This is a genomic window from Levilactobacillus hammesii DSM 16381, from assembly GCF_001434395.1.
GTDB classification, from domain to species: Bacteria; Bacillota; Bacilli; order Lactobacillales; family Lactobacillaceae; genus Levilactobacillus; species Levilactobacillus hammesii.
In genome coordinates this window covers 19,327-39,566 of the sequence record NZ_AZFS01000065.1, presented here as the reverse complement: position 1 = coordinate 39,566, position 20,240 = coordinate 19,327, and the positions used below count along the sequence as shown (strand labels likewise).

The window sequence follows — 20,240 nt, the reverse complement described above, 5'->3', positions numbered from 1 at the left end:
TAGACCACTTCTAAGAATAGATTCTTAGTGTTGCACTTGATTTGACAATTGAGGAAAATAAAATGCATGCCGATGCCGATAGCATTAAAGAAAATGATAAATTGGCAAGGCAAAAATATAATTCTGAAATTAATAGAACCTACTACACAAGTGAACGATTTATTAAAAATTCGGCCCAGAAAGTGGCTATATCAGGTTTGTCGCGAGGTACGCAGCAAGCGATTGGGAGTATTCTCTATCAATTTACTGATGCGGTGTTTAGTTCAATGCAAGAAGTAGTTAATGATTGGGATGATTATCAATCATTAAATGCAAGAATCGATGATTTTAAAAAGAAATTAGAAGCGAATATAGGAGAGTTGCACTTGCGTGACCTGATACAAACATTTTCGTCGGGATTTGAGGGCGGGAGCCTCGCTTCAGTTGCCAATATTTTGACTAATACAATTTTGACTACGGGGAAAAACTTTTCAATGATCTTAGAGAATGTATTTGTTAGCATTGTACAGTCAATACAAATACTTAAAAATGGATCCGTACCCAGGGCAATACGTTTAAGAGAAGCTACGAAGCTAATATTAACATCGGCGATAGCTTCTGTTGGATTAGCTTCATCAGCTGCATTGATAGCTGGATTGAAGGAGGCACTTCCCGTAGTACCACTACCGATAATTGGTGTGCTTGCCAATGCACTCATTGCAATAATTACGGGATCTTTAATCGGGATAATGATTTATATGTTTGACGACTGGAAAAACTTGTTGCCTCAAGTGAAAAAGAATTTGCAAACCAGTATGTATGGTATCAAGGTTACTTCCAAGAGCTTAAATGAAGAATTTCAAAGTGCTATTCAAAATGTTGATGATCTATATGGAAAACTACTTAATGATATTTATGATCAGTATAAAGAACTTCATCAACTTCAAAGTTTTGCCTACGATATGGGATTGGACAAGGCAGACCAGTTCGTTGCCAGTGGTAACTTGGCCGAAGCGGTAAAAGTTGATAAGAAACGTATTCTACGAAATGATGCAGATATTAAGGGGTATTTTAAATCATAGGAGGATAAGACATGGATTTAGACATTACGGGAACTAAAGATCGAAAAGAAGCAGAAGGTAGATTGAAGCATGCAGTGTTTCAATACAATATTTCACAAGAAAATGTCAATCAGGAATTAGCGATGCTACAAGACGAAAGGCAGAAGTTAGCACAAGAAATCTATCTTTCGGGGCAGGTGATAAATGCCATAAAGAATACGCCAAGTGAATTCGATGATAAATTACGTGAAATTGATTTTAATATGAAAAATTATGAGCAACTACTTAAGGTTGCTAAAGAGGCTACTGCCGACATTGTTAAGGGAACGGCTAAGAAAGCAACCGCATCAGTATTGAGTGGATTAACAATTGCGACATTAGGCGGGCCTGCATTGACTACTCTTGTGATGTCGGTTGGGACTGCTTCAACTGGAGCTGCAATTAGTGGTTTGACAGGTATTGCAGCTACCAATGCAACTTTAGCGGCTATTGGTGGTGGCTCAGTGGCAGCTGGCGGCGCTGGTATTGCTGGTGGTGAGGCCGTTCTTGCAGCGTTTGGACCGCTAGGATGGATTGTAGGTGGAACGTTAGCAGTTGGCAGTGGTCTTCTATACATAGGGAAAACAAAGAAGGCTGCTGAGAAGATGAACAACAATGCTGTGAAAGTTCTAGCTGGAGCCAAAGTAAATAATGGGTTGAGTAAGGAAGTATGGGAAAAGTTAGAAACTGCTCGTTCTAGTAGTGATGACTTGAGTGTTCGTTCAACTGTGGCAAAGCAAACTTGGCCAATGGATTTTAGAGAATTTACGGATGATCAAGTGAGCGAAGCCGGAACAATGGTGAATAATACATTATCGGCACAGCAGATATTGAATGATAAGATTGATTCCCTTGATAAGGTTAAGGAGGAGCAGTGATGGTGAAAAAAAGAGTGACGAAAAAAACGGCTAAAAAAGTTGAAAAAAAAGATCAAGACACATTGATTAATGAGTTAAAAGCCTACCAGGAAGTCTTTAAGGCGGTATCAGAGGAATTGGATAGTCAGAGAAGTCAACTGAATATACAACTCAAAAGATCGTTAAAGCTTTTGGGGGAACTGAAATCACTTCCACAGGAACAGCTGGTTGCTGTGAGAAGCATAGAAGGGAATTTAGAAGTTTCTTCCGACCTGTTGAAAGAAGAGACAAGAATTAGAGATCATATTCTATGGAGTGGGGTTAGTATGGATTTAGCAGTTTTTTGGCCAACAATATCAGTATTTACTTTACCAGGGCTCTTTCCTAAGGTGGATAAAAAGGACGACAAAAAGAAACTGAAATTGTTGGAATCTGCGATAAAAACAAATCAAATTGGGATAACTACAACTAATAATATGAGAAAATTGGTGTTAGATAGTTATATTGATTTGAAACTCTGGACGGCTGAAGTTATTAAATATGCAGAAGATTATGAAACGCTTAGTGACGGCCAAAAGACAAATGTTAATAATTTGATCGATTTGTCTCTAACTGCATCGAAACAGCTTATCACGACGATCAACCGAAACGGTGATTTTGAAATTAATTAATAGGATTAATACTGAGATAAGAAGAGCTAATTTCAAACGTAATTTTTCGTTTGAAACTAGCTCTTCTTTATTTAAAAAAGCACAAATTCAACTGTTTGCACTTAAGGCTTAGGTTTTGGAGTCGGTGTCACCGGCGTCTGCAAACCACTCCGCAAGGCCGCCCCAATCGCCGGAATCTGACCTAAATCGGCGATACCGTCCTTGGGCACGACCACCACGTTAGCCGGTGACTTGGCGAGGTCGCTGAAGGCTGAGATGGATTGGTTCTCAAAGAATTCTGGCGTGGCGCTTTCCAGGCTAGAGTTGACCGTATCAATTCGGTATTTTTCGGCATCGGCCCGGGTTCTCGTTGCCGTGGCTTGAGCGCTAGCCGTGGCCATGAGGGCGTCATTCTTAGCCTTAGTGGTCAACTCGATGGACTTAGCTTCCCCCTCGGCTTTGGCAATGGCGGCAACCCGTTCCCGATCGGCCGTGAGCTGCTTATCCATGGCCGATTGAATAGCGGCGGAAGGGGTGAGTTCGTCAATGTTGGTGCGATCGACGTTGATGCCATAGGTGTCGGTCAGGTCACCAATCGCGGTGGCTAATTCCTGGTTAATCTTGGCGGTGGAACCCAGCGCTTGGTTCAGATCCATCCGCCCGATAATGTCCCGTAAGTGGCCCCGCACCAGCTGTGCCATGGATTCCACGGAGTCGGTGTTTTCATACTGGAATTTTACGGAATTGGTGACATGGTAGTTCAGCGTCAGGCTGGCCGAGACGTCGGCGTTATCCTTGGTAATGACGGAATAATTCGGCAGGGCGAGTGGGGTCATGGCCAGTTGAACCGTCCGAATTCGTTGTAGTCCGGGCAAGTAGAAATGAATTCCGGGCGCAACGCTGCGCTTGTATTTCCCCAAAGTTTCAACTAATCCCTCGTTATTTTGATGCACAATTCGAATACCAAACATGTAAACTCCTCCTCAAATTTTCTTGAACGTCAGGATATTCCCGTTACTCTCGATGATTGTATAGTCTGCATTCGCATCGGGAGCTTCCCGCGGCTCCAATAAGTAACGATAGTAAATACCGGCGACTAACACCAGCCCCGTCTTGGCATCCAGGGCCGTTCCCGGTACGGTTCGGCCCACCAGTTGTCGGGTCTCCCAGTTTCCTGGTGCGGCGGTTTTAGATAAAATGTTGACAATGTATGCGTTGATACTGCGTCCGTCCGCGGTTGCGGCCTGTGAAAGCTTTTCAAATAAACTTTCATCCATCCGCAGTAGGAAACGCTTTTGCTTTTCCTTTGCCATAATGTGGCCTCCTACGCCTCCCCCTAGATGATAGCTTAATAATATCACGATGATATCACTTTGACAATTTTCGTGATAAAAAACGCGCCTCCCACCGAAGTCGGCAGGGGACGCGCCATTCATCTTGAACCAATTTAGATGGGGTTAGCCCACGTAAGTCAGTTCCTTAGAGGTGTGGGTAAATGGTAAGCTCCCATCGGCGGTGACGTGGACACAGTCCTCGATCCGGACGCCAGCGACACCAGGGATGTAGATCCCTGGTTCGATGGAGAAGCACATGCCGGGTTCCAGAACCAAGTCGTTGCCTTCCATGATGGATGGGAATTCGTGATCGCTCATCCCCATCCCATGACCTAGACGGTGAATGAAGTATTCACCGTAACCGGCCTTGGTAATGATGTCACGGGCAATCTTGTCGAGTTCAGCGGCGGTCAAGCCAGGCTTAACCGCGGCCTGAGCCGTCAATTGGGCTTCTAGACACACGTCGTAGATTTCCTTTTGCTTAGCAGTTGGTGTGCCTAAAGCCACCGTCCGGGAAGCATCGGAGATATAGCCATCGTAGACGGTTCCCAGGTCAAACAGGACCAGTTCGTTGTTAGCAAACTTGGTGTCGTTGGTGGCGCCATGCGGTTCCGCGGCGTGAGCGCCGGCTTGAACCAGACTCCCGAAAGACATTTCCATAATGCCTTCCTTCATTAAAGCATACTGTAATTCGGCAACGGCGGATTGTTCCGTCTTGCCGGCCTTCACTGCGGCAAAGCCGTGTTCAAAGGCGAAATCGTCCCATTTACCGGCGATTTCCAATTTCTTAATTTCTTCTTCAGACTTGATCAGCCGCATCCGTTCGATGAAGCTGGTAATATCTAAGTCGAAGCGGGGACTGGTGAATTGTGCAGCTAAGGCTTCCATCCGGGCAACTTGTAGCTGACCCTTTTCTAAAGCGATGTGTTCTGGATTGACGTGACGTTGCTTAACTTGGTCGGCAATCATGGCCCATGGATTTTCATGGTCCAGGTAGCCCACGACGGGGAACTTCCAGCCAGTTTCCTTGATCACTTCCACTTCCAAGGCAGGTGCAAAGATGAATGGGTCTTGGTCTGGGAAAATAACTAAAGCAAGGACCCGTTCGATTGGGTCACTCCCAAAGCCAGTGAGGTATTGGATGGTCTTGGGATTGCTTAAATAGGTCATGCTAGCGTGGTGTTCCGCTGTCCATTGCTGAATCTGTTCGAGTTTCGTCATGAAATCACCCCTTCAATTAATGTCATTAGTATACCATCAATTACGTGTTTAATTTGGGAATATAGGGGTTCTGCCTTGAAAATTCTGTGAAAATAAGGTATTCTTTGATGTGAAAGCGTTTTCACTCTTGCACCCATGAAAACATTTCTGTATACTGGTCAAGTTGCTTGAAAACGAATGAAAACAAATCAAAACAAGAAAGAAAGGGCTCTCGCTATGGAAAAACAAACAGTAACTATTTATGATGTGGCGCGCGAGGCGGCGGTCTCAATGGCCACCGTTTCACGGGTCGTTAACGGTAATCCTAATGTCAAACCAGCTACGCGTAAGAAAGTTTTGGAGGTTATTGACCGACTTGACTACCGGCCAAATGCCGTTGCACGGGGCTTAGCAAGTAAAAAGACCACGACCATTGGGGTTATCATCCCCGATGTGACCAACGCCTACTTCTCCTCATTAGCACGGGGGATCGATGATATTGCCATGATGTACAAATACAATATTATCCTGACCAACTCCGATGAAAACGGCGGTAAAGAAGTTCAGGTGTTGAACACTTTGATGGCCAAGCAAGTTGACGGGATCATTTTCATGGGGAACCAAGTCACCGATGAATTACGGGAAGAATTCCGTCGTTCTAAGGCACCAATCGTCTTGGCTGGTTCAGTTGACGCCGAAAAGACCCAACCTAGCGTTAACATCGACTACGTTGCCGCTGTGGCGGAAGCCGTCAAGAACCTGATCGATCATGGTAACGAAAAGATTGCCTTTGTTTCAGGTTCCATGGACCAAGCCATCAACCATGATTACCGGTTGAAAGGTTACAAGAAGGCCTTGAAAGATGCCGGGATCGCTTACGATGACAAGCTGGTCTTTGAAACGGACTACACCTACAAGGCAGGCCAATCCTTGGAACCTGCACTGAATGCTGCCGGTGCCACCGCCGCTTTTGTTGGTGACGATGAATTGGCTGCTGGGGTGATGAATGGTTTGACTGATGCGGGCGTTGCCGTGCCAGACGAATTTGAAGTGATCACGAGTAATGATACCAAGTTGACGGAGTTGGTTCGGCCTAAGATGAGTTCCATCACCCAACCCCTCTACGATATTGGTGCCGTTGCCATGCGGTTGTTAACTAAGTTAATGAACAACGAAACCGTTGATGAAAACACGGTCATCTTGCCTTACGGGCTGATGAAGCGCAGCTCAACGAAGTAGTTGACGACAGAGGGCGCGAAGGGAGACTTTCGGGTCCTTTTGCTTATGATGAAAGGGGAGGGCCTGATAGATAGCCGCAGTCAGAAGGTGTTTGTCGTCCGGGTGTCAAGCGTTCGGTCATCCTTGGTGGATTTGCCTTAAAATTAAGGCCAGCTTAACGTTTATCCCGGATGGATGTGCTACAATAATAGGCAATTATGCACGGATTAGTCGGGGTCATCAGTGCGAGTCGCCAGGGCAACCTGTGAGACGAAACTAGCTGTGACGGACTGTCGTGAGAGATTGAACGAATTGGAGGTGGTGTTGGTGAGTGAAAATAGTCGGATGGCGCGTTATCATTCAGATGAGCCGGAAAACCCGCGGCAACAACCACAAGAACCGCAACAAACGTATCAGCGCCGACCTGCTTTGGCACGGTGGGTGGCCATCTTGGTGATGCTCTTTACCCTGTCGATTGGTTTGAAAGTGACCGTTTTTAACGCCAACTATACGGCCGGTGTGGTTTCCCGGTCTGATGTCGGACAGAAGGTCGTTAACCAGTTAAACAACGAGCTGGAGAGTCTGGGCGTCAGTGGCAATCCCGTGACGTCGGGGATCGTTCAGCCCTATCTGGCACAGGGGGTTGCACAACTCTATGGAGAGACGAGCACGACAACCATTGATAACACGGAACTGACGAACGCTATCAGTACTCAAGCCCAGACCATGGGCGTTACCGCCACGGCGGGGATGACCACGGCACTGGTTAAGGAGGCGAAAAAGGTGGTGCAAGCCGCCTTCAGTACGTCGGCAATGAGCCAAGCGTCAGCTAAGATTCAAAAAGCGAAGACGCTTGATTTTTGGTTGATGATTGCCACGGTGTTGTTGGCTATTGTGACCGTGATCTACGCGTTCAGTGTGCATCACGTCATGGCCAGCCTGGGACCGGGCTTGGCAGTGGGGGGATTGTTGACGGGAGTTATTGGGGCAGTTGGCTACTACTTACTCCCATCACTGGTTCCTACGTCAACGGCAACCGTCACGAGTATGATCACCACGGTCGGCCGTAGTGGTATCGGCGTGATTATATTTGCCGGTGTCGCTGAGATTGTCCTGGGTTTGTTAGTTATGCTGGGTCACCGAACGTTCCGTACAAACTAATAATATTAACCAATATGTAAGCTCGAGATGAAGTGTCTCGAGCTTTTTTAGCGTGACTAATTAACCTATAGAATCCAACACCCCCTGTCGAGTTGGTTAGCGGATGATATCGTTAAAATAATTAACCTTTTTCTAGAAAAGTAATTGACCCCAACTAGTGAGACGTTATAAAATAAGAGAAATTATTTCAAACTGTAAATCAAAGCTTGAACTTGACGGTTGGCTATTTAATAAGGTTGAGGGACTAACTTGGTTGCACAAATAAGAATTAGTTGCACAAATAAAGCCAGTCGTTAAAATATTGAATTGAGAGTAAGGGTTCGTTACCTGAAGTTGCGAGGTAACGGCCGGGTTGGCTAGCCTGGTCTTTTTTGAGAGGAGCAATTACCATGGCGGTAAAAGAACACTACAAGATGTACAAGGATGGGAAACACTGGGTTTTCGCTGCGATTACAGTCGCGGCAATTGGTTTGGGGACGTCGGTTGGCCAAGATACATTGGCTCACGCGGATACGACCACAGTGGGGGCTGAAGCGACACAAACAAGTGACCATACCGCTGATCCGGATAGTACGGTAACATTACAGAAAACGACCGTAGCGGCCACGACAGCGAGTGAAAAAGGCAATACGGGTGACACAACGCCTAATGTGGCCGAAAACGATGACACGAAAAGCACTTCTTCTGGGGCGGCCGCTGGTTCAGATGTGACCCCAAATACGTCGACTAGTGACAAAAACGACGTGTCAAACACGAGTGACCTCACCAACAATGAGGAGACCGCCCCAAATAATGATGGGGGAACCAGTGGGGATACTAGCACGATCTCGAATCCTGGTGAGGTGTCGGAAAACGGGGAAGGCACTGGCGATAATCCAGGAACCGCGCCTGCTGGAAACAAAGCGTCGGGAGAAACTGTCGAAAATGGCAGCGGTACCACTGGAAATCCGGCAAAGTCAGGGGATGCTGGCACCAGTGAGTCATCAGTTGTGCCGGATGATACGCCCGTCGTACCTGATACCGAGACGACTATTAAGGTCGACGACACGTCTAACCTCACCAATTTTAAGGCAGCCGAGCTTGGTTCGGGAGAGGTTGGATCATTGCTGACCGCGAATTTTGCGGCCAACCAGTCGTTATTCAAGACTGAGGCGCTGAACCTTAATATGGCTGCTGACACGACCAGCCTTCTTCGTGGGTTACGTACGACGGCGGTTCCCGTTGCGGATCCTAGCAATTTGACGTACGTCAAGAACGCGGATGGCACGGTGACCATCACCGGTGCGTACCATGATGTCGGTGACACGCTGGTTATTCCATCAACGATTACCGATTCTAACGGTCAGGTTTTAAACGTTACGGGGATTGGTGAGGGGTTCAATTCGGTTTACGGTAACACTAAAAATCTAAAAACGTTAATTATTGAAAATGGCATCACATCCATTGCCAATAACGCCTTCTCCTATCTCAATACGTTATCGACGATTGATTTGAGTCAGAACCAAACCTTACAGACCATTGGCAATCAAGCGTTTGTTAGTGACGCGTTAACCACGCTGGTCTTACCAGATAGCGTGACGACCATCGGTGATCAGGCTTTTGAAAGCAACCCACTGGCTAACGTGACTTTTTCCAAGAACCTGAAAACCATCGGGAGTGAGGCCTTTGAATACGATCCGTTGACTGCGGCTGACCTGAGTAACACGGCAGTTACCACAATCGGAGACAATGCCTTCTACAGCACGCGTCTCGCTACTCTATCGCTGCCTAACAGTCTGCAAACGATCGGAACCAAGGCCTTTGCCTCCATCTCTGAATTGAAGAGTGTGACGATTCCGTCTGGCGTAACGTCGATCGGGGATAGTGCCTTTATTCAAGACAATAATCTCGCTAACCTGACCTTTGCAGCCGGCAGCCAACTCCAGACCATTGGTGAAAACGCGTTTACCTACGATGGCCTGACCAGCCTGGATCTGCCGGAAAGCTTGGTTACCATTAAGGATGGTGCCTTTTCGGCCAATACCCAGCTAGCAACATTAAACTTTGCGGCTAATGGGAATTTGACGACCATTGGCGCACATGCGTTTGAAAATGATAACGGTTTGACGGACGTGACGCTGCCGGCCAGTCTGACAACGCTGGGGGACTTTGCCTTCAGCACGAACCATGGCTTACAAACGGTAACCTTTACCGATGGCACGCAACCCGTGACCATTGGTAAGAGTGCCTTTATCTATGACACAGCATTGAAGACGGTCACGTTGCCAGCTAACCTGACGTCAATCGGCGACCAGGCCTTTCTGTCAGCCACCAGTCTACCCAGCATCGTCTTGCCGGCTGGTTTAGTTAGCATCGGAGCCAATGCCTTTACCTATGATCAAGCGCTCCAGACGATTGATATGACGGGGGCGACGAGTTTAACGACTATCGGCAATGGTGCCTTCGAATACGCCGGCTTGACTGGGGAATTAACGCTACCGACGAATTTGACAACGATTGGAAATTTGGCGTTTGCTGCTAACAATCTAACCGGCGTTGACTTGAATGAAAACCTTCAATCGGTTGGGGATAGTGCCTTTATCTACAACAAATTGACGGGATCGGTCAGCTTCCCAACGACCCTGACGGCCATCGGCCAGATGGCTTTCTTCGGAAACCAATTGCAGGGGGTTAGTCTGCCGGATACGGTTAATCAAGTGGGCGCGAATGCTTTTAGTTACAATCAAATTCATACTTTAAATGCTGGCGCAGGGACTTCCAGTCTGGCGTTGAACCAGAGTGCTTACTACTTTGCCAAAAAGGCCACGGTTTCACTGGCCGATCTCTTTACTGTAGACCTGGGTGGTAAGGCCGTCACGAGTGCTAATATTAGTAAGTTGACGGCGGGGGTAACGCTCAATAGCGATGGCACGTTTGACGTGCCGGCGGGCGTCGACCAGTTTACGTTTAACTGGTCGATGAGCGACAATGGCACTACCTATACCGGCCAGTATCAGGTTGTGATGGACAATCCGGATATTAAGGTGCATAACTCGACGGTCTTCTACGGTGACCAGTGGACGCCGGGAGATAACCTGGTGAGCGCCATTACCCCAGGCAATGGCGTACTTACCATTAAGGACCTGGACGTTAAGATCAATCAACTAGATGCCAATGGCAAGGTGGTCGTCGATGCCAATGGCGATCCGGTGAATGTTGCAGCTGGTGATGTCACGAACAAAGTGGGGACTTATCAAGTCACCTACAGTTATGGGAGTAATTCGGCCGTGGCTCTGGTGACCGTTGAGAAACGGACGGCGACCTACACGGTTAGTGGTAACCAGACGACCACTTACAATGGCGAAACGCCAACACTGGATATGGCTAATTTCAACGCTGCGCTGAGTAATGATCTGCCTTACACGCTTAAGGACGGCGATCTCACGCTGGCGTACACGGATGACAACGGTAAACAAGTCCTCCTGAGTGACGATAACGCGGCAGACTTTGCCAATGCGGGCACTTACCAGGTCGTGGTCAACCCCGCGGCTTGGGCGCGATTGGTCGCTGAAACACCGGCCGTTTCCAACTATGATTGGACGGGGTCCAAGTCGATTGCCACGTTGACGATTGCACCAGCCGCACTGACGGTCAACGTGGGTAGCCAGTCGATGATATACGGCGATAGCGAACCTGCAGCCCAAGTGACCATTAAGGACGCTACGGGCAAGACGATCACCGATTCTGGCGTGACGGTAACGCGGGTTGCTGGCACCAATGCGGGCACCTACGACTACACCCTGGATAAGTCGAACATGAGCAAGAATTACACGATTGCCGACAACTCCGTGCTCGGCGCGTTGACGATTGAAAAGGCGCCACTGACGGTGACGGTTGCGGACCAAACCATGGCTGCCGGTTCAAAGGAACCCGCAGCGCAGGTGACCATTGTGGATAGCAAGGGTAATCCCGTCACGGATTCCGGATTGACGGTGACCCGGACACCCGGCAAGACTGCGGGCACCTATGCTTACCTCTTGCATACGGATGGACTCAACTCCAACTACCAAGTTGGCAGTGCCACGCTCGGTTCACTGACGATTACGGCAGTTCCTGCGGTCGTGACCGGGAGTAACTACACGATGACCGTTGGGGATGCGGCACCGACCGCTAGTGATTTCAAGGCGACCGCTACGGATACCAACGGTCAAGCGGTCGATAGTAGCGAAATTACCGTGGACTTAGGAAAGGCCGATTTAACCACGCCTGGCGTCTACCAGGTTACCTTACGCTATGGCGATGACGCGACCACAACCGTTCTGTTGAATGTTGTGGCGAAGACGACCGGTGGCGGTGATGGCGGTGATGGGAACACTGGCGGCGGCACGGGTCCAGTTGATCCGACTGATCCAGTGGACCCAACGGACCCAACAGATCCGACAGATCCCGAAGAGCCAAGTAAGCCGACGGAGCCCGATGCCCCTGACCATGAAGTCATCAGTGATGGTGGCAGTGGGGTGGCCGTTAAGCCAGGCATCGACATCAGCTTCAAGGATCCAGCGAGTGTTCTGGGTCATGACGTGACGAGTGGTGCCGGTGCCCATATCATCGGGACACAGCTTGGTGGCAACCAGGCAGCGTCAAGCCAGGCCATGACGGCCACGCCGGCTAAAGCCACTGGTAATGCTGACCCGGCCAATGCGGCGCAAACGACATTGCCACAGACCAATGAGGCCACGACACCATGGTGGTCCGCTCTGGGCCTTCTGGTGGGCGGCCTGAGCCTATTCGGGTATCGCAAGAAGCGGCACAATTAAACACGATGAGAAGAAGCCCTAGCCGGTAAATTCACGGCTAGGGCTTTTTACGATGGTTGTGCTCTTAAACAGGGGGATCAGAGTGGGGCATAATGCGCGAAAAGGGCTTGTGGCCACGTTTTGGCACTAGAATGGCAAAAGAAAGCAGCTCTTTCAGAAGACTAACCGTCCGAAAGAACTGCTTTTTGAATGATGTCCCAGATCTTGAGACAGTTTAACTTTTAAAGTAACCGAATTACATTAAGATCTTGGACAGGAAGTCTTGTGCCCGTTCCGTTTGCGGATTGCTGAAGAATTCTTCGGGCGTGTTGTTTTCCTGAATATAACCGTCGGCCATAAACCAAACACGGTCGGCCACGGACTTGGCAAAGCCCATTTCATGAGTCACAACCACCATGGTCATCCCTTGTTGGGCGAGGTCCTGCATAACGTTGAGGACTTCACCGACCATTTCGGGATCAAGGGCCGAAGTGGGTTCGTCGAACAACATGACCTTGGGATCCATGGCCAGGGCCCGCGCAATGGCTACCCGTTGTGCTTGACCACCAGATAGGCTGGTCGGGAAGGCATCGGCGTGGTCATCCAGGTTCACCTGTTGGAGCAGTTCGTGAGCGCGCTTCGTGGCGTCAGCATCACTGACCCCCTTAACCTTCATCGGTGCCAATTTAATGTTTTCCAGAACGGTCATGTTCGGGAAGAGGTTGAAGTTTTGGAAAACCATTCCCATTTGTTCCCGTAAGGTGTTGACCTTCTTGGTGTCCAACGTGGTTAAATCCTGACCGTCAAAGTCAACTTCACCACTCGTCGGCGTTTCGAGGAGGTTCAGGCACCGTAAGAAGGTACTCTTCCCACCACCGGAAGGGCCGATGACCACGATCACTTGACCGGGATTTACTTGTTCTGAAATATTTTTTAGAACTTGGTTATCACCAAAGTTTTTAGCGAGGTCCTTGACCTCAATAATAGGTTTAGTCATGTTGCATCTTCCTTTCGAAGTGGTTTAAGATCCGTGAGGCAGTAAAGGTCATGATGAAGTAAAGGACCATGATCACCGCGATAGGGGCAACCCCTCTATACGTGTCGGACCGCACAATGTTGCTTTGGAAGATCAGTTCGGAGACCCCAATGATGGAGACGATGGAACTATCCTTGATCAGGGTAATGAATTCGTTACCCAGTGAAGGCCAAATGTTCTTAATGGCTTGTGGCAAGACCACGTAACGCAGGGTGTAGCCACTGGTCATCCCCAGGCTCCGAGCAGCTTCTGTCTGCCCCTTGTCCACGGAGTTGATCCCACCACGAATGTATTCCGCGATGTAGGCACCAGAGTTCAGTGAGATGGCGATGATCCCGGAAGTTAACGCGGGGAGGTTGACGATAAGGCCCAGTCCAAAGTAGACGAACATGACTTGAACCATCATAGGCGTGCCCCGAATAAATTCAACGTAGGCCGTGGCTAACCACCGGAGCGCCGTGGCGAAGACACCACCCTTGGCCATCCGTGCCAGGGACAAGAGTACCCCGAGGATGAATCCAAAGAAGACGGAACAAACGGTGATGATTAAGGTGTATTCGATCCCTTTAAGGAAGGCTTTCCAGTAGTGAAGCATGCTGGTGTTGACCGTGTTGGTCTTTAAGTATTTCCCAGCGGCAGGCAGGTAATCCTTGTTGACCAGGTTCTGCTTTCTAATCTGATCGACGGACTTGTTGGCGGCGGTCACGAGAGCGGTTGAGCCCTTAGCGAAGGCCACGGAAGCACTCGTATCAGAAGCACTTAAATCGAATTTACTAGGAATCATGGCTAATTCTTTATTGTTGGCCACGTAGGCTTGCGCGGATGGCTTTTCCATCGCAACCCCTTGGAGCTTGTGACTTTGCAGACCTAAGATTAGGTCGGAAACGGAGGTCATTCCCTTAACGGTCGTCCCGGTTGTTTGTTTCTTAGATTCGTTGTACATGGTTGAACCGGTTTGGGCCCCAATGGTTTTACCCACGAAGGAGTTCTTATCCTTATAGATACCCTTGTCATTCTTGTTGATAACGATGCTGTACCCACCTTGATAGTAGGTATGGGTGAAGTCCACGTTCTTCCGCCGAGCGGGGGTTGGGTTCATCCCGGAGATGACCATATCGACTTTCCCAGTCTGCAAGGCGACTAATAGGGAGTCAAACGACATGGATTTGACAACCAGCTTAACGCCCATGTCCTTGGCAATCTTTTTCCCAACGGCAACGTCCATCCCCACAACCTGGCTCTTTCCGTGAACGGTTGCTTGGAATTCATAGGGTGGATAATCGGGCGAGGTCCCCATGACCAGCGTCCCTTTCTTTTGAACCTTAGCCAACGAGTCATCGGTGGCGGCTTGTGCGGTTGTCGTGGTGGTGGTCCATCCGGCAACGAGCGCCATCACTAATGCGATGGCCATAATTAATTTATTTTTCATAATGGCTTGCTCCTCTATCTGTGATGATGTAATTGAGTATAGCTGGTTTTGTTTATTTATACAAGTTTTATTTTGATAAATTCACTTTTATACATAAATTATTCAATTAAAATTCGCTTCCATCCCCGATTTAAAGGGAAAGAGAATTTTTTTTATACATTTTAATTGAATAAGCAGTTTTTATAAGCTTAGTAATTGAATGAATGGGAAGTAAGTGCTAACATGTATAGTGTCTGTTTTATACGGATATCTATAAAACTTTAGAAAAGAGGAGTTACGATGTCAGGACATTCTAAATGGCATAACATCCAGGGCCGGAAAAATGCTCAGGATGCAAAGCGTGGAAAAATCTTCCAAAAAATCTCACGTGATTTGTACCAAGCTGCAAAAGCAGGTGGTCCTGATCCCGACGGTAACCCTCAACTTCGTTTGGAAATGGACAAAGCGCGGGCAGCTAACATGCCTAAGGACAACATCAAGCGGGCTTTAGATAAAGCTTCTGGTGTTGGTGGCGCTAAGTTCGAAGAAATCACCTACGAAGGTTACGGTCCAGCGGGGACAGCGATCATGGTTGCTGCTTTGACGGATAACAAGAACCGGACGGCTGCGGCTGTTCGTTCTGCCTTCACGCACCATGGCGGCTCACTTGGTGCAGCAGGTTCCGTATCATACATGTTTGATCGGAAGGGTTACATTGTAATCTTACGTGATGGCTTGGATACGGATGAAGATACGATGTTGATGGATGCTTTAGACGCCGGGGCGGACGACATGGAAACCACGGACGAAGAATTCAAGATTTACACGGATCCTTCGAGTGAAATTGCAGCACGTGACGCTTTACAAGATAAGGGTTACAAGCTGGACACCGCTGAAGTTCGGATGTTCCCTCAAAACACAACTGAAGTACCAGAAGCCAAGGCTTCTCAGTACCAAGGTTTGATTGACGAACTTGAAAACAACGACGATGTTTCTGATATTTATGAAGCAGCGGTCTTACCTGAAAGCGTTGAATAAGCGTTTTAACCAAATAATTTGAGTCGATGAACCCGTTGTCAGGCCTAGCCTGATGGCGGGTTTTTGTGTGGTTGCGCTTAAAAAGAGTCTTGCAATCTCAATCGGGGACGGGTAAACTCCATAAATGTGGCTGTGTAATCAGCCTATTTTTTAGCCCATATACAACATGCCCTATACTAATTTTACTGGTGATTCATTAGTAAAATCGGGGATGATCGGCGTAATACAACATGCCCTATACAATTTATGGCATGCCAGAGGAGTGTTGAGGATGAAACAAATGAAACGCAAGTATGTGGTGGGCGGCGTTCTCGTGGCCGGCCTGGTGCTGCCAGTCGTGTGTGCTGGCCTGGTGATCCATTCATTTTGGGATCCCTTTGGTCAGACGGCGAAGCTACCGGTTGCCGTGGTCAATGAGGATCAGCCCGTCACGTATCAGGGGAAGAGACTGGCGGTCGGGCAACAGGTCGTCAGTCAGTTGAAGCACAATCACGAACTGGGCTGGCGCTTCCTGTCCGCGCGGGAGGCAGCGGCGGGAATGAAACATAACCGGTACTATACGGTTGTGACGATTCCTAAGAACTTTTCCCAGCGGGCGACGACGGTGACGGACAGTCAGCCCCAGCAGATGAAGTTGACCTATCAGACGAATGCGTCGCTTAACTACATTGGGGAGATTATCAGTCAAACGGGCGCATCGCAACTGAACACGGCCGTTAAGCGAGCCGTCACCAAAGCCTATGCGCTGAGTATGTTCCAACAGATCAAGAGTAGTGGTCGTGGCTTTCAGACCGCAGCCAAGGGTGCGACGCAGTTAAAGGATGGCACGGTCACGCTCGCAGACGGCATGAATACTTATACGACTGGGGTCACCAAGGTCAAGAATGGTCTGTTGCAGTTATCCACGAAGGTGGCGCAACTGCCAACGGGGGTCCGGCAATTACGCACCGGGTCGGGGCAAATCTCCGCTGGATTGGGCACCCTTCAGACCAAGGTTCAACCCTTGGCGAGTGGCGCATCACAGCTCTCTGCGGGGGCCGATCGCCTGGCAACGGGTTCTGGTCAAGTTGAGGCGGGACTCCAACAGTTATCGGTGAAGACCCAACCACTGGTCAGTGGGGTTCAGCGGTTGACTACCGGTTCGTCCCAGGTGACGGCCGGCTTGGAAAAACTCAACCGGAAGACCGGTGCCTTGGCCTCGGGCGTGGTTCAGTTGGCGGACGGGAGCCAGGCGTTAGCGGTTAGTACCACGTGTTACGTTAACGGCGTTTACCAGGTCAATACGGGGCTTCATACACTGGCTACCGGCGCTCAGAGCCTGTCACAGGCCATCGATCAGTTGGCTGCGGGTTCACAGACGTTAGCTGGTCAGGTTGCGGCCGGCAAGACGGGCGTCACGACGCTGGGAACTTCGGTTGAAGCCCTGACGACTCAGTCGGCTTCCGGTTCGGCGGGCCTCAGTCTTCTGGCTGGTCAGGCGAGTCAGAAGTTGAAGCAGGATTTAGGGACGCTTTCAGCGGCACTCAGCGGCAGTAATCAGTCTGCTAGTCGGCTCAGTCGGGTTCAGGATAAAGCCAATCAGTTAAGCGGTCAGTTGACCGGTAACGATGAGTCGTCGACCACAGCGCAGGCCGCTAGCAAATTAAAGACGGCCGTTGCCCAGCTGGATGCGGGAGACCAGGCAACTCACACGGGAATGACGCAAGCCGAAATTACGGCGAAGGTTTCCTCGGTAGCTGCGGCAACGAAGATGACTGCGGACCAGAAAGCAGCGATGACCTCGGCGTTGGCCGGGGCCGGTCAGACGGCAAGTGCGGATACGGCTACTTCATCCGCGAAGACGGCCGTGTCGACGGCAGCCAATGATTTGGTCAAAGCCAGTGGTCCAACCTCAGGTACTGATCAGACAGCGGTCAAACAGACGGTTACCAGTTTGAAACGTGATGTGGCGGCATTGGCTGCCCAAGGCACTGCGGACCAGGGAAGCTCTGTCCAGGCGGCTTTAGCAGCAGTGGCCCAGGATGCGACTGCTCTGCAGGGGGTCTTTGCCCAAGCACAGACGTTGATGGCCACGCAAAACGCCGCTTTAGGCAAAATCAATGCGGGTGTTAATGGAAAGGACAGCGGACTGGTTGCACGGTATCAGAAGCTGATTACGGGTACGCAGCAGTTGGATGCTGGCTTACAACAGACCCACACGAAAGTGCCGACGCTAGCGGCGGGGATCAACCAGCTGGTGGATGGTGGTCAAAAATTGACGGCAAATGGACCAGCATTAATTGAAGGAACCCAGAAGTTGGCAGCGGGGACGGGGCAACTGAATGGTCAGATTCCCACACTGACTGGCGGTGTGACGCGCTTGGTTGCTGGTTCACTCCAGGTGACGGATGGCTTAGGTCTATTGAATGGGCAATTGCCGGCCTTAACGAGCGGAGTCACACAACTCACGAGCGGTTCTGGCCAAGTTCATGCGGGGGCACAACAGCTGGCCGGTGGACTGGGTCAACTGACTGGTCAGGTGCCAACGCTGATTGCCGGTGTTTCAAAATTAGCGAATGGGAGCAATCGTCTAACCACCGGACTGACCACCCTTGACCAGCAGGCACCGCAATTGGTTTCCGGTGTGCAACAACTGGCGACGGGGAGTCAACACTTAGCGGCGAACTCGCCCAAACTCATAGCGGGCGCGCATAAGTTAACGACCGGCAATGGCAAACTGGCCACGGCTCTGCAAGGCGGCGCCGATAAGGTTAAAGCCACGCCACTGACGAGTCGGACGGCCGCAATGTTTGCGTCGCCAGCGACCCTGAGTCATGAGCGCTTCAGCGACGTGCCTAACTTTGGTCACGCGATTGCTCCGTTTGTCGTCGTGATGGTGACCTTCTTGGGATTAACGGGTCTGGTCGCTGGGTTTGATTACCGTAAACAACTACGGACGCCACGCCAACTGGCCACCTTGACGGGATGGACACTGCTCCAAGCCCTGATCACGAGTGCGGGGATGGCGATCATGTTACACGCTGCGCAGCCGTTGGCGTTTATGAGCTTGACCGGCTTGTTTGCGCTGGCTGTACTCGTTGTGGAGTTAGTTCTACGTTTCTTCATGGGACGGGCGGCCGTGCTGGTCGTGGGTGTACTTTTCTTCCTACAACTGTGTGTGGCCAACGGAATCTTCCCGGTTCAGACGGTGAAGACGCTCTACGCGCCCCTTGCCAAGTTCTTGCCGATCACGTACGCCAACTTGGGCCTGACGGAGGCACTGAACGGGACGGGGATTAGCACGGCGGTTCTGACCATGGGGATCAGCGCGGCTGTGGTGATTATCGTGGTAGGTAGCGCACTGATTGGCTTTAAAATCATGCGCCCTAACGAGTCGGTGGTGAACGAGGCACAGGATTAGGCCGTTATTTACAGAAATCTGCGTAATCTGATCAAGATGCGCAGATTTTTTTTGCGAAATAAAAAGTATTTGGCGACTTTTCACGGAGTTAGTTGAAAAGGGCAGGAGATGGGCGCGTGATTAAGGACTTTATTGAGACATTACTAGCGGCGGCGGTGGCCCGGCAGACCAGCGACATTTATGTGTTGCCAGGAGAAGCAGGCTATCAGATTCGATTACGTCAAATTAATGCCGTGACGACTTGGCAACGAGTCACTCGGTCATTAGGCGAACAAGTCATTACCTATTTTAAGTTTCAGGCCAATATGGCCGTCAGTGAAAACCGTCGGCCACAGGTAGGCGCTATGTCTTGGCCGGGGGAACCGCCGCTGGAATTACGCTTTTCCACGGTAGGGGACTATGCGGGGCAGGAGTCATTAGTGATTCGTCTGATTTATCCCTTTCACACGGCCCGGATGGCCTACTTAGATGAGCGTCAGCCCAAGTTGTTGGATCAATTGGCTGGCCAACGGGGACTGATGCTCTTTGCGGGCCCCACCGGTTCGGGTAAGACGACCACGATGTACACGATTGCTAGTCGCTTGGCGGCGGATGCCACCGTCTTGACGATTGAAGATCCCGTTGAGATTAAGGCGCGCTCATTTATCCAATTGCAGGTGAATGCAACGGCCGGGATGAGTTATGAAACCTTGTTAAAGGTCGGCTTGCGCCATCGCCCCGACGTGTTTATTATCGGGGAGATTCGCGATCAGGACACGGCGGTAGCGGCCGTTCGTGCCGCGTTGAGTGGGCACCTGGTCCTGAGTACCGTCCACGCGCAGAATGCCGGGGGCAGTGTGCCCCGGTTAACGGAGTTGGGAATTTCCTTGCCACAGCTGCGGCAAGTGTTAACGGCAAGCTGCTATCAACGCCTGATTCCGAGAGAAAAACAGTCACCGGCCGTTCTACTTGATATCCTAGCCGGTGAACAGCTGTGGCACGCACAATGGACAACTACGGAAAGGTGGCAACGAACTCTTGAAGAGGCACAGCGGCAACACCTTATTTCGCCCGAAACGGCACAGCGCTTTAAAGCGGGGTAAAT

Annotated in this window: 14 protein-coding genes; 9 read left to right on the top strand and 5 right to left on the bottom strand. The window is 50.0% G+C overall.

Annotated features, from left to right (window positions below):
* The first annotated feature begins 41 nt into the window (after window positions 1-41).
* Genes FD28_RS12105 through FD28_RS12095 form a run of 3 tightly spaced genes read left to right on the top strand, consistent with a single transcriptional unit; the run spans window position 42 to window position 2,607 of the window.
* The gene (locus tag FD28_RS12105; RefSeq protein ID WP_157059901.1) at window positions 42-1,061 is read left to right on the top strand and encodes a hypothetical protein; all 1,020 of its coding nucleotides are present in this window, start codon (window positions 42-44) and stop codon (window positions 1,059-1,061) included.
* 11 nt (window positions 1,062-1,072) lie between these two features.
* Window positions 1,073-1,957 carry a hypothetical protein gene (locus tag FD28_RS12100; RefSeq protein ID WP_057735310.1) on the top strand — a complete coding sequence of 295 codons (885 nt, stop codon included), beginning with the start codon at window positions 1,073-1,075 and terminating at the stop codon, window positions 1,955-1,957.
* Complete coding sequence (locus FD28_RS12095) at window positions 1,957-2,607, top strand: hypothetical protein (protein WP_057735309.1); 651 nt, start codon at window positions 1,957-1,959, stop codon at window positions 2,605-2,607. The genes FD28_RS12100 and FD28_RS12095 overlap by 1 nt, the downstream gene beginning before the upstream one ends.
* Before the next feature lie 101 nt (window positions 2,608-2,708).
* Here FD28_RS12095 and FD28_RS12090 read toward each other — a convergent pair whose 3' ends face one another.
* From FD28_RS12090 to FD28_RS12080, 3 genes are all read right to left on the bottom strand, one after another.
* Window positions 2,709-3,557 (bottom strand): SPFH domain-containing protein, encoded by an 849-nt coding sequence (locus FD28_RS12090; RefSeq protein ID WP_057735308.1) that lies wholly within the window; start codon window positions 3,555-3,557, stop codon window positions 2,709-2,711.
* A 12-nt stretch (window positions 3,558-3,569) separates the two neighbouring features.
* Window positions 3,570-3,899: a toxin-antitoxin system HicB family antitoxin gene (locus FD28_RS12085; protein WP_057735307.1), complete on the bottom strand. Its 330-nt coding sequence runs from the start codon at window positions 3,897-3,899 to the stop codon at window positions 3,570-3,572.
* 144 nt (window positions 3,900-4,043) lie between these two features.
* Entirely contained in the window at window positions 4,044-5,141 is a 1,098-nt protein-coding gene (locus tag FD28_RS12080) for a M24 family metallopeptidase (protein ID WP_057735306.1), read from the bottom strand.
* Between the two features lie 216 nt (window positions 5,142-5,357).
* Here FD28_RS12080 and ccpA point away from each other — a divergent pair, with 216 nt between their 5' ends.
* From ccpA to FD28_RS12065, 3 genes are all read left to right on the top strand, one after another.
* Entirely contained in the window at window positions 5,358-6,359 is a 1,002-nt protein-coding gene (ccpA, locus tag FD28_RS12075) for a catabolite control protein A (RefSeq protein ID WP_057735305.1), read from the top strand.
* Window positions 6,360-6,665: 306 nt separating this feature from the next.
* The gene (locus FD28_RS12070; RefSeq protein ID WP_057735304.1) at window positions 6,666-7,499 is read left to right on the top strand and encodes a hypothetical protein; all 834 of its coding nucleotides are present in this window, start codon (window positions 6,666-6,668) and stop codon (window positions 7,497-7,499) included.
* Between the two features lie 389 nt (window positions 7,500-7,888).
* Window positions 7,889-12,295, top strand: coding sequence for a leucine-rich repeat protein (locus FD28_RS12065; RefSeq protein WP_057735303.1), 4,407 nt, complete (start codon window positions 7,889-7,891; stop codon window positions 12,293-12,295).
* 235 nt (window positions 12,296-12,530) lie between these two features.
* On the opposite strand, the gene FD28_RS12060 is transcribed toward FD28_RS12065, so the two are convergent.
* Both FD28_RS12060 and FD28_RS12055 read right to left on the bottom strand, forming a co-directional pair.
* Window positions 12,531-13,271, bottom strand: a complete 741-nt coding sequence (locus FD28_RS12060) for an amino acid ABC transporter ATP-binding protein (protein ID WP_057735302.1) — start codon at window positions 13,269-13,271, stop codon at window positions 12,531-12,533.
* Window positions 13,264-14,721 carry an ABC transporter substrate-binding protein/permease gene (locus tag FD28_RS12055; protein WP_420806202.1) on the bottom strand — a complete coding sequence of 486 codons (1,458 nt, stop codon included), beginning with the start codon at window positions 14,719-14,721 and terminating at the stop codon, window positions 13,264-13,266. The genes FD28_RS12060 and FD28_RS12055 overlap by 8 nt, the downstream gene beginning before the upstream one ends.
* 297 nt (window positions 14,722-15,018) lie before the next feature.
* On the opposite strand from FD28_RS12055, the gene FD28_RS12050 reads away from it, so the two are divergent.
* The 3 genes from FD28_RS12050 (at window position 15,019) to comGA (ending at window position 20,238) form a co-directional block, all read left to right on the top strand.
* Window positions 15,019-15,756: a YebC/PmpR family DNA-binding transcriptional regulator gene (locus FD28_RS12050; RefSeq protein WP_057735300.1), complete on the top strand. Its 738-nt coding sequence runs from the start codon at window positions 15,019-15,021 to the stop codon at window positions 15,754-15,756.
* A gap of 271 nt (window positions 15,757-16,027) precedes the next feature.
* A complete protein-coding gene (locus tag FD28_RS12045; RefSeq protein ID WP_057735299.1) occupies window positions 16,028-19,156 on the top strand; it encodes a YhgE/Pip domain-containing protein in 3,129 nt (1,042 codons plus the stop codon).
* 116 nt (window positions 19,157-19,272) lie between these two features.
* A complete protein-coding gene (gene comGA / locus FD28_RS12040; protein WP_057735298.1) occupies window positions 19,273-20,238 on the top strand; it encodes a competence type IV pilus ATPase ComGA in 966 nt (321 codons plus the stop codon).
* Window positions 20,239-20,240 lie beyond the last annotated feature (2 nt).

Bases quoted from the DNA above. Each gene is read 5' to 3' on its own strand.
- FD28_RS12100 (WP_057735310.1), top strand. From the start codon at position 1,073: ATGGATTTAGACATTACGGGAACTAAAGATCGAAAAGAAGCAGAAGGT.
- FD28_RS12095 (WP_057735309.1), top strand. From the start codon at position 1,957: ATGGTGAAAAAAAGAGTGACGAAAAAAACGGCTAAAAAAGTTGAAAAA.
- FD28_RS12090 (WP_057735308.1), bottom strand. From the start codon at position 3,557: ATGTTTGGTATTCGAATTGTGCATCAAAATAACGAGGGATTAGTTGAA.
- FD28_RS12085 (WP_057735307.1), bottom strand. From the start codon at position 3,899: ATGGCAAAGGAAAAGCAAAAGCGTTTCCTACTGCGGATGGATGAAAGT.
- FD28_RS12080 (WP_057735306.1), bottom strand. From the start codon at position 5,141: ATGACGAAACTCGAACAGATTCAGCAATGGACAGCGGAACACCACGCT.
- ccpA (WP_057735305.1), top strand. From the start codon at position 5,358: ATGGAAAAACAAACAGTAACTATTTATGATGTGGCGCGCGAGGCGGCG.
- FD28_RS12065 (WP_057735303.1), top strand. From the start codon at position 7,889: ATGGCGGTAAAAGAACACTACAAGATGTACAAGGATGGGAAACACTGG.
- FD28_RS12060 (WP_057735302.1), bottom strand. From the start codon at position 13,271: ATGACTAAACCTATTATTGAGGTCAAGGACCTCGCTAAAAACTTTGGT.
- FD28_RS12055 (WP_420806202.1), bottom strand. From the start codon at position 14,721: ATGGCCATCGCATTAGTGATGGCGCTCGTTGCCGGATGGACCACCACC.
- FD28_RS12050 (WP_057735300.1), top strand. From the start codon at position 15,019: ATGTCAGGACATTCTAAATGGCATAACATCCAGGGCCGGAAAAATGCT.
- FD28_RS12045 (WP_057735299.1), top strand. From the start codon at position 16,028: ATGAAACAAATGAAACGCAAGTATGTGGTGGGCGGCGTTCTCGTGGCC.